This window comes from Streptomyces sp. NPDC048566 (assembly GCF_043199735.1).
Taxonomy (GTDB): domain Bacteria; phylum Actinomycetota; class Actinomycetes; order Streptomycetales; family Streptomycetaceae; genus Streptomyces.
Genome location: NZ_JBICWL010000004.1, coordinates 163827 through 179166 on the forward strand (window position 1 = coordinate 163827; position 15340 = coordinate 179166).

Here is a 15340-nt window from a genome sequence, read left to right on the forward strand (position 1 = left end):
GCGGCTGCCACCGATCGCCCGGCCCCGACTGGCACCGTGCGGAACAGGCACGCGGCACCGCGCCGCCGGCGGCTCGGTGCCGGCCCCCTCCCCTCTTCCCGCCGCGGACAAGGAGTTCCCGTGCGCTCTCGCCGCACCGTCCTGCTCACCGCCCTGCTGGCCTCCCTCGTGGTCGGCGCCTCCCTTCCGGAGCCCACCGGAGGGCCGCCCCCCGGCCACGGCACGCAGACCCAGCGCGGGGTCGTCCGCAGCGGCACGCGCGCGCTCGCCGGAACCGAGGTGACACTGTTGCAGGCGGGAGACCGGCCCGGTGCCGGTGCCCGCCCGCTGGCCCGCGCACGCAGTGGTGCCGACGGCCGCTTCACGCTGTCCTACCGGCCTCCGCGAGGCGCGGACGCCGTGCTGTACCTGACCGCGGACGCGGCACCGGCACGCGACGGGCGGCGCCGTGCGGCCCACCCGGGCAAGCCGGTCCGGCCGGTTCGCCTGGTCGCGATGCTGGGAACCGGCCGCCCCCGGGGCGCCGTCGTGCTGAACGAACGCACCACGGTCGCGGCGGGCTACGCGATGGCCCAGTTCACCCAGGGCGGCGAGGTGGCCGGCCGCAGCCCCGGACTGCAGAACGCCGCGGCCGTCTCGCACAACCTGGCCGACGTCACCAGCGGCGCGGCGGCCCGCATGCTCGCCACGGCCCCGAACGGCGACCGGACCTCCACCCTGCGCGCCTTCAACACGCTGGCCGACATCCTGTCCGGCTGCACCGCGGGCCAGACCTGCGGCAGGCTCTTCGAGCTGGCCGGACGTCCCGGAGGCGCCGCGCCCCGGGAGACCTTCCAGGCGACCGCCGACATCGCCCGCGCGCCCGGTGAGCACGTCGCCGGGCTGTTCGCCCTGGCCGCCCGCCGCGACACCTACCGTCCCCGGCTGCGCACGGCACCCGACGCCTGGACGCTGGCCCTGCGCTACAACGGCAACGGGCACGAGCTGGACGGGCCGGGGAACGTCTCGTTCGACGCCGAGGGCACCGCCTGGATCGCCAACAACTACCGGTACGACCCGGACCCCCGTCGCTCCGCGTGCGGCTCCCGCATCCTCTCCCGGCTGACGCCGGACGGCCGGGACGTCCCCGGCTCGCCCTACCGGGGCGGCGGGCTGTACGGCGTGGGCTTCGGCACCGCCATCGACCCCGAGGGCCACGTCTGGGCGGCCAACTTCGGCTTCCAGGGCACCGGCTGCCCGCTCGACCCCGACCGCCTGTACCGCAGCGTCTCGGAGTTCGGCCCCCACGGCCGCCCGCTCTCGCCGCGCACCGGCTGGCGGCGCGGGAACATCCTCCAGCCGCAGGGCGTCGCGGCGGACACCGGCGGGAACGTCTGGGTCGCGAACTGCGGCGGCAGAAGCGTGACACGGATTCCCGGAGGGGACGCGCGCCGGGCCAGGAACATCGCGCCCGGCGGGAACCGCCTGGTCAAGCCGTTCGGCATCACGGTGGACACCCGGGGCCGCGCCTGGGTGACCGGCAACGGCAGCGACAACGTGATGCTCCTCTCGCCGCAGGGCCGGCCCGTGAAGTCGGTCGCCGGAGGCGGGATCAAGCGGCCGATGGGCGTGGCGTCCGACAGCAGGGGCAACGTCTGGGTCGCCAACAGCGGCGTGGTGGTCGCCCCGTGTGAAGGCACCACACCCGCCATGGTCGCCGAGGCGGTCGGGGACATCGTCACCCGGCACGTCGACGCGTCGGTCACCATGGTCCGCCCCGACGGCACCACCCCGGCCAGGCCGTTCGTGAACGACGGACTGTTCCTGCCCTGGGGGATCGCCGTCGACGGCGCCGACACCGTGTGGGTGGCGAACTTCGGCGGCCACCGGCTGGCCAACCTGTGCGGCGCCCGCACGTCCGCGTGCCCCCGCGGCCTGCGCACGGGCGACCCGATCTCGCCGTCCGGCACGGGGTACACGAGCGACGGGCTCGAACGGAGCACGGCGGTGCAGATCGATCCGTCCGGCAACGTCTGGCTGACCAACAACTGGCGGAACGTGCCGGTGCAGACCAACCCCGGCGGCCACGAGATGGTGGTCTTCGTCGGGCTCGCCGCCCCGGTGCGCACCCCGCTGCTCGGTCCTCCGCGCTCCTTGTGAGCGACGGGGACGCGAGAGGGGTCGGTGCCTGCCGCGGCGCCGGCCCCCGCGCCGGCGCCGCGGAGTGCCGCGGCGCCGGTGCGCCCCACGCGCCGGCGGCACGAGGGCGTGGGCGGGGGGAGCCGGCCGCGAGGTCGTCTCAGCCGAGCTGTGCCGCCGCCTCCGTGGCGATCCGCTCGAAGACCTTCTGGTCCGCCGCGAAGTCCGAGTCGGGGATCGGCCAGTGGACGACGATCTCCGTGAAACCCACGTCCCGATGCCGGCCCGCGAAGTCCACGAACGCGTCGAGCGACTCCAGCGGCCGGCCCCGGTCGGGGGTGAAGCCGGTCAGCAGGATCTTGTCCATGTCCGCCGCGTCCCTGCCGATCTCGGCGCAGGCGTCGGCGAGCTTCTCGGCCTGCGCCCGCAGGGCCTGGACCGACTGCGCCGGCGTGCCGTCCTCGTACAGCCGCGGATCACCGGTCGTCACCCACGCCTGCCCGTGGCGGGCGGCGAGCCGGAGCCCGCGTGGGCCGGTGGCGGCCACCGCGAACGGCAGCCGGGGCCGCTGCACACAGCCCGGGATGTTGCGCGCCTCGTGCGCCGAGTAGAAGTCGCCCTCGTACGAGACACCGCTGGGCCCGCCCTCGGTCAGCAGCGAGTCGAGCAGGCGGACGAACTCCGCGAACCGGTCGGCACGCTCGCGCGGCGTCCACGGTTCCTGGCACAGGGCGGTCGCGTCGAACCCGGTGCCGCCCGCGCCCACGCCGAGGGTGATCCGGCCGCCGGAGATGTCGTCGAGGGAGATCAGCTCCTTGGCCAGGGGGACCGGATGCCGAAAGTTGGGCGAGGTGACGAGGGTGCCCAGGCGGAGCCGCTCGGTGGCCGCCGCCGCGGCGGTCAGCGTGGGCAGCGCACCGAACCACGGCCCGTCCCGGAAGCTGCGCCAGGCCAGGTGGTCGTAGGTGTAGGCGGCGTGGAAACCGAGTTCCTCGGCACGCTGCCACGCGGCACGCCCCCCCTCGTGCCAGCGACGGTAGGGCAGGATCACGGTGCTCAGGCGCAGACTCATGACTCGCGAGCCTACGCGCTGCCCGGGCACCTGCCGGACGGTCCGCGACCGCTCCGCCGGCGGCGGCCGGGGCGCCGTACCGGCCGTGCACCGTCGCAGCCCCGCAGCCGTGGGCGCGAACCCGGCCGGTTCCCCTCCGTCCGCGGCCACGCGCCGGTCGGGCGGGCGTCCGCGCCGGCCGACGGCGGGCCGGAACCGCCTGCCCGCCGGTCGGCCGGGCGCCGCGGCCATTCGGGCGCCCGGGACTGCCCGGCGGGACGTGGATCGGCCGCGGAGACCGCGCCCGCGGCCTCGCACGGGCGGCACGACGGACGGGAAGGGGGAATCGGGCCGGTGAGGAAGGTAACCACTCACGTGTGCGGACCGGCGCACGGCCGAGCACACCTGTGCGGGAGAATGAGCGCGTGACCTCAGCGACTCGCCGGCCCGAGACTCCGGCCTCCACCGTCCCGACCCGGCTGATCGCCACGGACCTCGACGGCACCTTGTTGCGCGACGACAAGACGGTGTCGGACCGTACGATCGCCGCCCTCGGCGCCGCCGAGCAGGCCGGCATCGAGGTCTTCTTCGTCACCGGCCGGCCGGCGCGCTGGATGGACGTCGTCAGTGACCACGTCCACGGACACGGTCTGGCGATCTGCGGCAACGGCGCCGCCGTGGTCGACCTGCACGGCGGCCCCGGCGCCCACCGCTTCGTCAAGGTCCGCGAGCTGGTCCCGGACACCGCCCTCGACGTCATCCGGCTGCTGCGCTCCGAAGCGCCCGGCACGGTGTGCGCCGTCGAGCGGACCTTCGGCCTCCACCTCGAACCGGGCTATCCGCTCATGCACATGGAACCCCCGGAGATCGTCTCCCCCGCCGAGAAGCTCCTCGGGAGGAACGCGCTGGACGCCGACCAGCCCGTTCTCAAGGTGCTCGCGTTCCACCCGGCCATGGACCCGGACGACTTCCTCACCGTCGCCCGGGCCGCCATCGGCGACCTGGCGGGCGTCACCCGGTCGAGCCCGAGCGCCCTGCTGGAGATCAGCGGCCCCGGCGTCTCGAAGGCCAGCACCCTGGAACTGTGCTGTGCCGAGCGCGGCATCGCCCCCGCCGAGGTCGCCGCCTTCGGTGACATGCCGAACGACGTCGAGATGCTCACCTGGGCCGGCCGGTCGTACGCGATGGGCAACGCCCATCCCGCCGCCATAGCCGCCGCCTCCGGACGCACCGCCCCGAACAACGAGGACGGGGTGGCCGTGGTGATCGAGCGCATCCTGGCGGAGCGCCTGTAGCGAGGCCGGCCGCGGCGACGGACCGGCCCGGGCGGTCCACCCGGGCGGCACGATCCCTCCCGCGGCCGGTGGCCGCGCGCCGGCCGCGTCCCCAACCTCACAGGGCGGTACACCTAGACGACGACCCCGTGGTCGGCCAGCCACGGCACGGGGTCGACCGCCGAGCCCATCTCGGGGGTGACCCGCACCTCGAAGTGCAGATGGGGGCCGGTGGAGTTGCCGGTCGTGCCGGACTGCGCGATCCACTCGCCGGCCGCCACGCGCTGCCCCTGGTCGACGGTCACCGCGGCGAGGTGCGCGTACTGCGTGTAGTAGCCGCCGGGGTGCTCGATGACGACCTCGATGCCGAACGCCCCGCCGCAGGACACCTTGACCACCCGGCCCGCACCGGCCGCGCGCACCGGGGTGCCGATGGGCACGGCGAAGTCCTGCCCGGTGTGCCGGTGCGCCCAGCGGTCGCCCCCGCTGCCGAACCCCGCCGACAGCGCGTACGTCTCCACCGGGGTGACCCAGGCCCGCGCCGGGTCCACCGGCGGCTGGTCGAGCCGCACGGCACCCCGGCAGGCACCCGCCGCGACCGAGGCGTCCGCCTGGCTCTCCAGCACCGCCCGGGCCCCTTCCAGCTTCGCCTGGATGGTCCGCTTCATCTCGGCGAGCGCGGCGGTCCGCGTCTCCAGTGCCTGCCAGGCGTCCCGCGCCTTGAGCTCGTCGGCGGCGAGCCGCTGCTCCGCCCTCCGGCTCTTCGCCACGGAGTTCCCGACCGCGAGGTCGGCACGCCAGACGGCCCGCTGACCGCGCATCAGGTCGTCGGGGTCCTTCGCGAGGAGGATCTGCGCCGTGTAGGGAAGGTCGCCGCCCTGCCGGTACTGGGCGCGCGCGATGCGGCCCAGGTCCTCGTGCAGCACGGCGATCTCGCGGCGCTCCCGCGTAAGCAACTGCTCGGCCCGTTCCGCCCGGCCGCGCTGTTCCTCCGCGTCCTTGCGTCCCGCCTCGTACTGGCGCGTCGCCACCGCGGCGTCCTCGTACAGCCGCGCCACCCGGGCGCTGACGCCGGGTTCCGCACCGTCGCCCTCGGCCGTCGCCGGGCGGGCGGCGAGCACCGCGACGGCGCACAACAGCGCGGGTGCGAACAGGGGATGACGACGAGGAGGGCGCATGCAAGCGATCGTGGCCCGCCCCGGCGGACCCGGCCTGTTCAGGAGGTGCACCCGGGGGACGGACCGTCACGGATGGCGCAGCGACCGCGGATCACGCCTCAGGCCGGCCCCCACCGCGCGGACGCCGGAGGAGCAGGCGGCGGACCCCGGATACACCCTCGGCTTCGACGACACGTCAGCTTCCGCGTGGACGACCGCTGTCGGGTCGGGCGGGGGCCGGAGGCGGAGTCCCGGGCTGCGGCGAGGGCAGTGGCAGGACCTCGCCTCCCGGGCCCCGGTGAGGGCGATGGCAGGATCGCGTTCCCGGGGGACCGGCGGCGTGACCACGCTCCCCGGGACCGGCGGCAGGACTCCGCCGACCTCGGCGTGCCGGAGGGCGTGGGACGGTGCCCAGCGCGGGTGGGACACCGGCTTTACCCCGACGGACCCGCGCCGATGCGCCGGTGCGGCCAGGGGGCACGCCGTCGCGGTGGATGCCCGCCGCGGCCGCAGAGCAGGGCAGCCGGCGACGGCGCGTCCCGGCCCGTCCCGCCGCCGGGGGAGGGCCGGGGTGGCTCACCTCCCGGCCGCGCCCACGAGCAGATCGCCCGCGGTCTCCCGCTCCACCATCTCCCGCAAGGGGCCCTCGACGGCCGACAACTCGGCGAAGGCGCCCCGCTGCACGATCCGTCCGTCGGCCAGCACGATCACCTCGTCCACGGCGTCCAGCCCGGCCAGCCGGTGCGTGATCAGCAGGGTCGTCCGGCCCTCGGTCGCGGCGAGCAGGTCGGCGGTGAGCGCGTCCGCCGTCGCCAGGTCCAGGTGCTCGGCCGGTTCGTCCAGCACGAGGACCGGGAAGTCGGCGAGGAGCGCGCGGGCGAGAGCGAGGCGCCGGCGCTGGCCGCCGGACAGCCGCGCTCCGTGCTCGCCGATCAGGGTGTCGAGTCCGTCGGGCAGCCCGTCCACCCAGTCGAGGAGCCGGGCCCGCGCGAGTGCGCTCCGCAGGGCGTCCCCGCTCGCGTCCTTGCGGGCGAGCAGCAGGTTCTCCCGCACCGTGCTGTCGAAGAGGTGCGCGTCCTGGGCGCACAGCCCGACCAGCCGCCGCACGGCGTCCCCGTCCATCGCGTCGGCGTCCGCACCGCCCAGCGTGTACGTTCCGCCCCGGGTGTCCAGGAAGCGCAGCAGCACCTGGGCGAGTGTCGTCTTGCCGGCCCCGGAGGCGCCGACCACGGCGATCCGCCGGCCCTCGTCCAGGGTGAGATCGAGACCGGTCAGGGCGTCCCGGTCCTGTCCGGCATGGCGCGCCCGCACTCCTTCGAGGCGCAGCGGGAACGGCGAGGCGGGGGCCTGCCGCGGCCGGGCCGGCTCCCGCACGGGGGCGGGTGCGTCCAGCACCTCGTACACGCGCTCCGCGCTGCGGCGCACCCGCTGCCGGTACTGCACGGCGAGCGGAAGGCCCGTGACGGCCTCGAAGGCGGCGAGCGGGGTGAGGACGACGACGGCCATCAGGACACCGTCCAGCCGTCCGGCGGCGACCGCCTGGGCGCCGGCCAGGGAGGTGGCCGCGACGGTGAGGCCGCAGACGAGCGCGGTGAGGCCGTCACCGAGGGCGGTGGCCGTGGCCGCCCGTGCGGCGATGCGGGTGAGGGCGGCGTCGGCTCGCCGGGTCCCGGCGGCGCGGACGGGCAGGGCGCCGGCGACGGTCAACTCGGCCGTCCCGGTGAGGAGGTCGGCCACCTGCGTGGCCAGCACACCGCGTGCGGGGGCGAGTCGCCGATCGGCGCGCCGGGCCACGGCGCCGGTCAGCAGGGGCACTCCGGCGCCGGCCGCCAGCAGCCCGACGGCGAGAGCGGCTCCGGCCTCGGGCAGCAGCCAGGCGGTGAAGCCGACGGAGACGGCGGAGACGAGGACCGCCGCACCGGCCGGGAGCAGCCAGCGCAGCCAGTAGTCCTGGAGCGCGTCGACGTCGGCCACCAGCCGGGTCAGCAGATCGCCCCGCCGGGTGGAGCGCAGTCCGGCGGGTGCCAGGCGTTCGAGGCGCCGGTAGACGGCCACGCGGGTGTCGGCCAGCATCCGCAGGACCGCGTCGTGCGACACGAGTCGCTCCGCGTACCGGAACACCGCACGCCCGATGCCGAACGCCCGGGTCGCGGTGACGGCCACCATCAGGTAGAGCACGGGCGGCTGTTGGGAGGCCCGCGAGATGAGCCACCCGGAGGTGGCCATCAGTCCTACGGCGCTGCCGAGCGCGAGACTGCCCAGCAGCAGGGCGAGCGCGAGCGGTCCCCGCCGGGGAGCGGCCATGGCGCGGACACGGGCGAGTACGCCGCGGCCGGCTCCGGCGCCGACCGGCGTGATCGCCTCGCTCCGCTGCCCTTCCGCGCCGCGGGGGCCGGTGCCCCGGTCCGCTGGGACGTCCCGGGTTCCGGCGGGCAGGGACGCGTGGGCCGGGTCGGCGGGCGGCTGCGCCGTCAGGGCGCCCCCGGGTGAACCGGCCTCCAGGCGGACCACGCGGTCCGCCACGTCGAGCAGGGCCGGGCGGTGCACCACCAGCAGCACGGTCCGTCCCACGGCGAGACGCCGCACGGCCTCGACGACCTCGGCCTCCGTCGCCCCGTCGAGGGAGGCGGTGGGCTCGTCGAGCAGCAGCAGCGGACGGTCGGCGAGGAACGCCCGCGCCAGTGCGAGCCGCTGCCGCTGGCCGGCCGAGAGACCGGCACCGTCCTCGCCGAGGAGGGTGTCGGCCCCGTCGGGCAGCGCGTCGACGAACCCGGCGGCACCCGCGTCGAGGAGTGCCGTGCGCACCGCCGCGTCGTCCGCCTCGGGACGGGCCAGCCGCACGTTCTCGGCGATGGACCCGGCGTACAGATGGGGCCGTTGCGGCACCCAGGCGATGCGGGACCGCCAGTCCACCGGGTCGGCCTCGGCGAGATCGACTCCTCCCACGCTCACCCGGCCGGCCGTGGGCCGCACGAAGCCGAGCAGCACGTTCACCAGCGTCGACTTGCCCACGCCGCTGGGTCCCACGAGAGCGACCGTCTCACCCGGCGCGATGCCGAAGGAGACGTCCGAGACGGCGTCGGCCGATCGTCCCGGGTAGCGCACGGTCACACCCCGGACATCGATCGCGCCCGCCGGCACCCGCACCGTTCCGGCGGCCGGCACGGGGGTCTCCAGCACCGCGAAGATCTCCTCCGCGGCCGCGAGACCCTCGGCGGCGGCGTGGTACTGGGCTCCCACCTGGCGCAGCGGCAGGTACGCCTCCGGCGCCAGGACGAGGATGACGAGCCCGACGTACAGGTCCATCTCTCCGTGGACGAGTCGCATACCGATGGTCACCGCGACGAGAGCGACCGAGATGGTGGCGAGCAGTTCGAGGGCGAAAGACGACAGGAAGGCGATCCGGAGGGTCCGCAGGGTCGCCTGCCGGTACTCGCCGGTGATCTTCCGGATCGACTCGGCCTGCGCCTTGGCCCGGCCGAAGACCTTCAGCGTCGGCAGTCCCGCGACGACGTCCAGGAAGTGCCCGGAGAGCCGGGACAGCATGCGCCACTGACGATCCATCTGGGTGCGGGTCGCCCAGCCGATCAGGACCATGAAGAGCGGGATGAGGGGGAGCGTCACGACGATGATCGCCGCCGACACCCAGTCCTCGGTGACGATGCGCGCCAGCACCGCGACGGGGACGACCACCGCGAGCCCCAACTGCGGCAGATAGCGCGAGAAGTAGTCGTCGAGGGCGTCGACCCCACGCGTGGCGAGGGCGACCAGCGACCCGGTCCGCTGACCGTCGAGCCAGCCGGGGCCGAGGAGCGCGGCCCGGTCCAGCAACCGGCCCCTCAGCTCCGATTTGACCGCGGCGCTCGCACGATGCGCGGCCAGTTCGGTGAGCCAGGCGACCGCTGCGCGGCCGACCGCGACCGCCACCAGAAGCAGCAGCGGCGTGCGGAGTTCAGCGGCGGAGGAGCCGTGCTGAAAGGCGCCCACCACCACATCGGCGATGAGCATCGCCTGGGCGATGACCAGCGCCGCTCCCACGACACCCAGCCCCACGACCGCCAGCAGGAAGAGGCGGGTGGCCCGGGCGTATCGGAGCAGACGCGGATCGATTGGTTTCACGTGAAACACACCCTTGACTCATCGGGCCCGTTTCACGTGAAACGGGCCCCGACACCGGACTCAGTGCGACACGTCCGCGGCGATGTGGTGCGTGCCGATGCGCTTGCGGAACACCCAGTAGGTCCAGCTCTGGTAGAGCAGGACGATCGGTGTGGCGATGGCGGCACACCACGTCATGATCTTCAGGGTGTACGGGCTCGACGAGGCGTTGGTGACCGTGAGGCTCCAGGCGTCATCGAGCGAGGACGGCATGACGTTCGGGAAGAGCGTCAGGAAGAGCATCGCGACCGCGGCCACGATGGTGACTCCCGAGAGCAGGAACGCCCAGCCCTCCCGGCCGGCGTTGACCGCCACCAGTGCCGCGACGAGCGCGGCCACGGCCACGACGAGGGCGGCCAGCGACCCGCCGTCACCGTTGTCGATCTGCGTCCAGAGGAGGAAGGCCAGCGCCAGCCCCGCGGTGACCAGACCGAGGCGCAGGGCGAGCTTGCGGGCCCGCTCCCGGATGTCACCGACCGTCTTGAGCCCGACGAACACCGTTCCGTGGAAGGTGAACAGGGCCAGGGTGACCAGACCGCCGAGGATCGCGTACGGGTTGAGCAGATCCCAGAAGTTGCCCACGTACTCGAGGTTCCGGTCGATCTTCACTCCGCGGACGATGTTGCCGAAGGCCACCCCCCACAGGAACGCCGGCAGCAGCGAGGTCCAGAAGATCGCGGTCTCCCAGTTCCGCTGCCAGTGCTCCTCGGACCGCTTCGCCCGGTACTCGAAGGCGACACCGCGGACGATCAGGCAGACCAGGATGATCAGCAGCGGCAGGTAGAAGCCGGAGAAGAGCGTGGCGTACCACTCGGGGAAGGCCGCGAAGGTCGCGCCGCCCGCCGTGAGCAGCCACACCTCGTTGCCGTCCCACACGGGGCCGATCGTGTTGATCAAGACCCGCTTCTCCGTGCGGTCCCGGGCCAGCAGCTTGGTGAGGATGCCGACCCCGAAGTCGAAGCCCTCCAGGAAGAAGTAGCCGGTCCACAGGACCGCGATGAGGACGAACCAGACGTCGTGAAGTTCCATGACTCAGCAGCTCCCTGGGCCTAGTAGGAGAAGGCCATCGGCTTGTCGGCGTCATGGGAGTCGCCGCCGATCTTGGTGGGCGGGTTGAGGTCGGCGTCCGTGAGTTCGGGCGGTCCCGCCTTGACGTACTTCACGAGCAGCTTGACCTCGACGACGGCCAGGACCGCGTAGAGCGCAGTGAAGATGATCATGGAGGTGAGGACCTCGCCCTGCGAGACGGTGGGCGAGACGGCGCTCCTCGTCTGGAGGACGCCGTACACCACCCAGGGCTGACGGCCCATCTCCGTGAAGATCCAGCCCCAGGAGTTGGCGATCAGCGGGAAGCCCAGGGTCCAGATGGCGATGCGCCAGGCCCAGGTGCTCAGCTTCGGTCCGAGCGCCTTGCTCGTGAAGAGGACCAGATGAGGCACCTCGTCGTCGCCGACTCTCAGATGCTGGGGGAGCATGAACTTCTTCCGCGTCAGCCAGAGCCCGAACAGACCGATGGCGAAGGACGCCATACCGAAGCCGATCATCCAGCGGAACGCCCAGAAGGTGACCGGGATGATGGGCCGGTAGTCACCGGGACCGTACTTCTGCTGCTCGGCCTGGTTGGTGTCGTTGATGCCCGGGACGTAGGAGTTGAAGTCGTCGTCGGCGAGGAACGACAGTATCCCCGGGATCGACAGCTCCACCGAGTTGTGTCCCTGGCTCACGTCCCCGTACGCGAAGACCGAGAACGGTGCCGAGTTCTGCCCGTCCCACAGCGCCTCGGCGGCGGCCATCTTCATCGGCTGCTGCTTGAACATGACCTTGCCGAGCAGGTCGCCGCTGACGGCCGTGAGCAGACCGGCGATCACCACGGTGACCAGACCGAGCCGCAGCGAGGTCTTCATGACGGCGATGTGCTTCTTGCGGGCCAGGTGGAAGGCGGCGATCCCCACCATGAAGGCGCCGCCGGTCAGGAAGGACGCGGTGAGGGTGTGGAACGCCTGGGTGAGCGCGGTGTTCTGGGTCAGCACGTGCCAGAAGTCGGTGAGTTCCGCGCGCCCCTTCGCCTGGTTGATCCGGTAGCCGACGGGGTGCTGCATCCAGGAGTTGGCCGCGAGGATGAAGTAGGCCGACAGGATCGTGCCGATCGAGACCATCCAGATGCAGGCCAGGTGGATCTTCTTCGGGAGCTTGTCCCAGCCGAAGATCCACAACCCGATGAAGGTGGATTCGAAGAAGAAGGCGATCAGCGCTTCGAAGGCGAGGGGAGCCCCGAAGATGTCACCCACGAAGCGGGAGTAGTCGGACCAGTTCATGCCGAACTGGAACTCCTGCACGATGCCGGTGACGACGCCCATGGCGATGTTGATCAGGAAGAGCTTGCCCCAGAACTTGGTCGCTCTCAGGTACTTCTCGTTCTCCGTCCTCGCCCAGGCCGTCTGCAGGCCGGCGGTGAGCGCGGCGAGCGAAATCGTCAGGGGGACGAAGAGGAAGTGGTAGACGGTGGTGATGCCGAACTGCCATCGCGCCAATGTTTCCGGCGCCAGAGCCAATTCCACGTCGCAGTCTCCTTACGTCGCCGTGGTCACAGCGGCAGTTTGCCCGCTTTGTACCAGACATCACGGGAACAACCAGGACACGTTTGTGAACGCGTTCACATTCACAAGCAATTATGACGCATGCCCGTTCGAGACAGGAGGGGTGGGGGGTCCCTCAGCGGGATCCGGGGGGCCCGCAGCCGCTGACCCGGTCGACCCCTGGCGTCCCGCACAAGATCACTGATAGGCGGAGTCAGCGACCGCCCGCGCCCCGGAAAGGTGCGCTGACCAGGGAAAAGCGACGGGGACCGATGCCGGCGACAGCCGGCACCGGTCCCCGTCCGCACGCTACGGCTGCAGGCGGAACCCCTCGCACGCCTTGAGGAAGATGTCGTTGGCCTCGGTCTCACCGACGGTCACCCGGACCCCCTCGCCGGCGAACGGGCGCACGACCACTCCGGCCCGCTCGCAGTGGGCCGCGAAGTCGACCGTCCGCTCCCCCAGCCGCAGCCACACGAAGTTGGCGTGCGTCTCGGGAACCGTCCAGCCCTGGCCCCGCAGCGCGTCGACGACCCGGGTGCGCTCCGAGACGAGGGAACCGACCCGGCCGAGCAGCTCGTCCTCGGCCCGCAGGCTGGCGACGGCGGCGTCCTGGGCGAGCTGGCTCACCCCGAACGGCACGGCCGTCTTGCGCAGGGCCGCCGCCACCGGCTCGTGGGCGATGGCGAAGCCGACGCGCAGGCCGGCCAGGCCGTAGGCCTTGGAGAAGGTGCGCAGCACGCAGACGTTGGGCCGGTCCCGGTAGACCGCCACGCCGTCCGGCACCTCGACGTCCCGGATGAACTCGCGGTACGCCTCGTCCAGCACCACCAGCACGTCGCTCGGCACCCGGTCCAGGAACCGCTCCAGCTCGGCCCGGCGCACCACGGTGCCGGTCGGGTTGTTCGGGTTGCAGACGAAGATCAGCCGGGTGCGGTCCGTGATCGCATCGGCCATGGCGTCCAGGTCGTGCCGCTCGTCCGGGGTGAGCGGCACCCGCACCGACGTCGCGCCGCTGATCTGCGTGATGATCGGGTACGCCTCGAAGGAGCGCCAGGCGTAGACGACCTCGTCGCCGGGGCCGCTCGTGGCCTGGAGCAGTTGCTGTGCGACGCCGACCGAGCCGGTGCCGGTGGCCACGTGCGAGACGGGGACGGCGAAACGGTCCGCCAGCTCGTTCACCAGCCCGGTGCAGGCCATGTCCGGGTAGCGGTTGAAGGCGTCGGCCGCCGCCGTGACGCTCTCGATGACACCGGGCAGCGGCGGATAGGGGTTCTCGTTGGAGGACAGCTTGTACGCCACGGCGCCGGCGGCGGCCGGCTTGCCGGGCTTGTAGGTGGGGATCCCCGCCAGCTCGGCACGCAGCTTGGGGCTCGTCTCGCTCACCGCAGTCCTCCTCGTGACGACCAGCGGCTCAGACCACCACCGGCTACCAATGCTTCTCACCTTATGAGGATTCCGCGCCGCTGCGAATGGGCTGTGGACAACCGGCCCGTCTCCGCCCGACGCCGCCGTGAGCGACCGGGGGAGCGTCTCCGGCCGGGGCGCCGCGCAGGTTGGCCGGGCATCGCCGTACGAAGGGGTACGAATGGGGGGCGCGTCGCCGTTCATCACATGCGCCGGTGGCCCGCGCCGTGGCGCGCATCCCTCGTACAGGTGAGTTGAGACCTCTTCGAAACATGGCCCACTTGGCAGGCCCATGCGCGCCGACAAGTCACGTAGTGACATTGGATCGTTCAACTACCTTTATTTCTAAGGCAGTTAACACCTTTTGACCATGCAGAAACGTGCCTGTCAACGCGTGCATATGCGTCCGCACTACCCCACCGCATGAGCCCTACTATCGGCTCGCCATGACAGCAGCAGGGAAGCACCAGGTGAGCCGGGCGGAGACCACCCGCCGAGGCGGCCGGCCGGGCCGGGCGGGCATCAGAGACGTGGCCGCGGCCGCCGGGGTCTCCATCACGACCGTCTCGGATGCCCTCAACGGCAAGGGCCGGCTTCCGGACGCCACCCGACGCCACGTCCGCGAGGTCGCCGACCGACTGGGTTATCGCCCGTCCGCGGCGGCCCGAACCCTCCGCACCGGAAAGTCGGGCCTCATCGGCCTGACCGTGACCACGTACGGGGATGAACCTTTCACCTTCACCGAGTTCGCGTACTTCGCCGAGATGGCGAGAGCCGCCACCTCGGCCGCCCTCGCCCGGGGATACGCCCTGGTGATCCTTCCCGCGACCTCCCGCCACGACGTGTGGTCGAACGTGGCGCTGGACGGAACCGTGGTCATCGACCCCTCCGACCAGGACCCCGTGGTCAGCGAACTCGTCCGCCAGGGCTTACCCGTCGTCTCCGACGGCCGCCCGGCCGGGGCGCTCCCGGTCACCGCCTGGGTGGACAACGACCACGAGGCCGCCGTCCTCGGCATCCTCGACCACCTCGCCGCCGCCGGCGCCCGCCGCATCGGTCTGCTCACCGGCACCACCACCGACACCTACACCCATCTCTCGACCACCGCGTACCTGCGCTGGTGCGAGCGTGTGGGCCAGGATCCGGTGTACGAGGCCTATCCGGCACACGATCCGTGCGCCGGGGCCGTCGCCGCCGACCGGCTGCTCGCGCGGCCCGACCGCCCCGACGCCGTCTACGGGCTCTTCGACCCCAACGGCACCGACCTGCTGGCCGCCGCCCGGCGCTACGGCCTGCGCGTCCCCGACGACCTGCTCCTGGTGTGCTGCAGCGAGTCCACGGTCTACGCCAACACCGAGCCGCCCATCACGACGCTCTCCCTCAAACCGCGCAGGATCGGCACGGCCGTCGTCCAGTTGCTGATCGACGCCATCGAAGGCGTCGAATCGGACCAACCGGTCGAGCAGGTGATACCGACGGAGCTGATCGTGCGGACCTCGTCGCAGCGCAGGCCCCCGCGGACGACGGTCAGTCCGCCCCGATCGCCCGAGAAGGACTGACGCCCGAAGCCACCGGGCGGGCGGAGGCCCGCCCATTTCG

The 15340-nt window shown here is 72.8% G+C and carries 9 protein-coding genes; 3 read left to right on the top strand and 6 right to left on the bottom strand.

What is annotated here, in order from left to right:
* The first annotated feature begins 120 nt into the window (after positions 1-120).
* The gene (locus ACGFS9_RS09640; protein ID WP_393251811.1) at positions 121-2139 is read left to right on the top strand and encodes an NHL repeat-containing protein; all 2019 of its coding nucleotides are present in this window, start codon (positions 121-123) and stop codon (positions 2137-2139) included.
* Positions 2140-2278: 139 nt separating this feature from the next.
* On the opposite strand, the gene ACGFS9_RS09645 is transcribed toward ACGFS9_RS09640, so the two are convergent.
* The gene (locus ACGFS9_RS09645; RefSeq protein WP_393251812.1) at positions 2279-3190 is read right to left on the bottom strand and encodes an LLM class flavin-dependent oxidoreductase; all 912 of its coding nucleotides are present in this window, start codon (positions 3188-3190) and stop codon (positions 2279-2281) included.
* 404 nt (positions 3191-3594) lie between these two features.
* Between ACGFS9_RS09645 and ACGFS9_RS09650 the strand changes: the two genes are divergently transcribed.
* Positions 3595-4464 (top strand): HAD hydrolase family protein, encoded by an 870-nt coding sequence (locus ACGFS9_RS09650; RefSeq protein WP_393251814.1) that lies wholly within the window; start codon positions 3595-3597, stop codon positions 4462-4464.
* 113 nt (positions 4465-4577) lie between these two features.
* Here ACGFS9_RS09650 and ACGFS9_RS09655 read toward each other — a convergent pair whose 3' ends face one another.
* The 5 genes from ACGFS9_RS09655 to hisC form a co-directional block, all read right to left on the bottom strand.
* Complete coding sequence (locus ACGFS9_RS09655) at positions 4578-5621, bottom strand: peptidoglycan DD-metalloendopeptidase family protein (protein ID WP_393251815.1); 1044 nt, start codon at positions 5619-5621, stop codon at positions 4578-4580.
* Between the two features lie 555 nt (positions 5622-6176).
* Positions 6177-9719, bottom strand: coding sequence for a thiol reductant ABC exporter subunit CydD (gene cydD, locus ACGFS9_RS09660; RefSeq protein ID WP_393251816.1), 3543 nt, complete (start codon positions 9717-9719; stop codon positions 6177-6179).
* Between the two features lie 60 nt (positions 9720-9779).
* Positions 9780-10787: a cytochrome d ubiquinol oxidase subunit II gene (gene cydB, locus ACGFS9_RS09665; RefSeq protein ID WP_393251817.1), complete on the bottom strand. Its 1008-nt coding sequence runs from the start codon at positions 10785-10787 to the stop codon at positions 9780-9782.
* 20 nt (positions 10788-10807) lie between these two features.
* A complete protein-coding gene (locus ACGFS9_RS09670) occupies positions 10808-12316 on the bottom strand; it encodes a cytochrome ubiquinol oxidase subunit I (protein ID WP_393251819.1) in 1509 nt (502 codons plus the stop codon).
* A gap of 327 nt (positions 12317-12643) precedes the next feature.
* On the bottom strand, positions 12644-13720 hold the full coding sequence (gene hisC / locus ACGFS9_RS09675) for a histidinol-phosphate transaminase (protein WP_393251820.1): 1077 nt from the start codon (positions 13718-13720) through the stop codon (positions 12644-12646).
* Between the two features lie 467 nt (positions 13721-14187).
* On the opposite strand from hisC, the gene ACGFS9_RS09680 reads away from it, so the two are divergent.
* Complete coding sequence (locus ACGFS9_RS09680) at positions 14188-15300, top strand: LacI family DNA-binding transcriptional regulator (protein ID WP_393251822.1); 1113 nt, start codon at positions 14188-14190, stop codon at positions 15298-15300.
* The last annotated feature ends 40 nt before the right edge of the window (positions 15301-15340 follow it).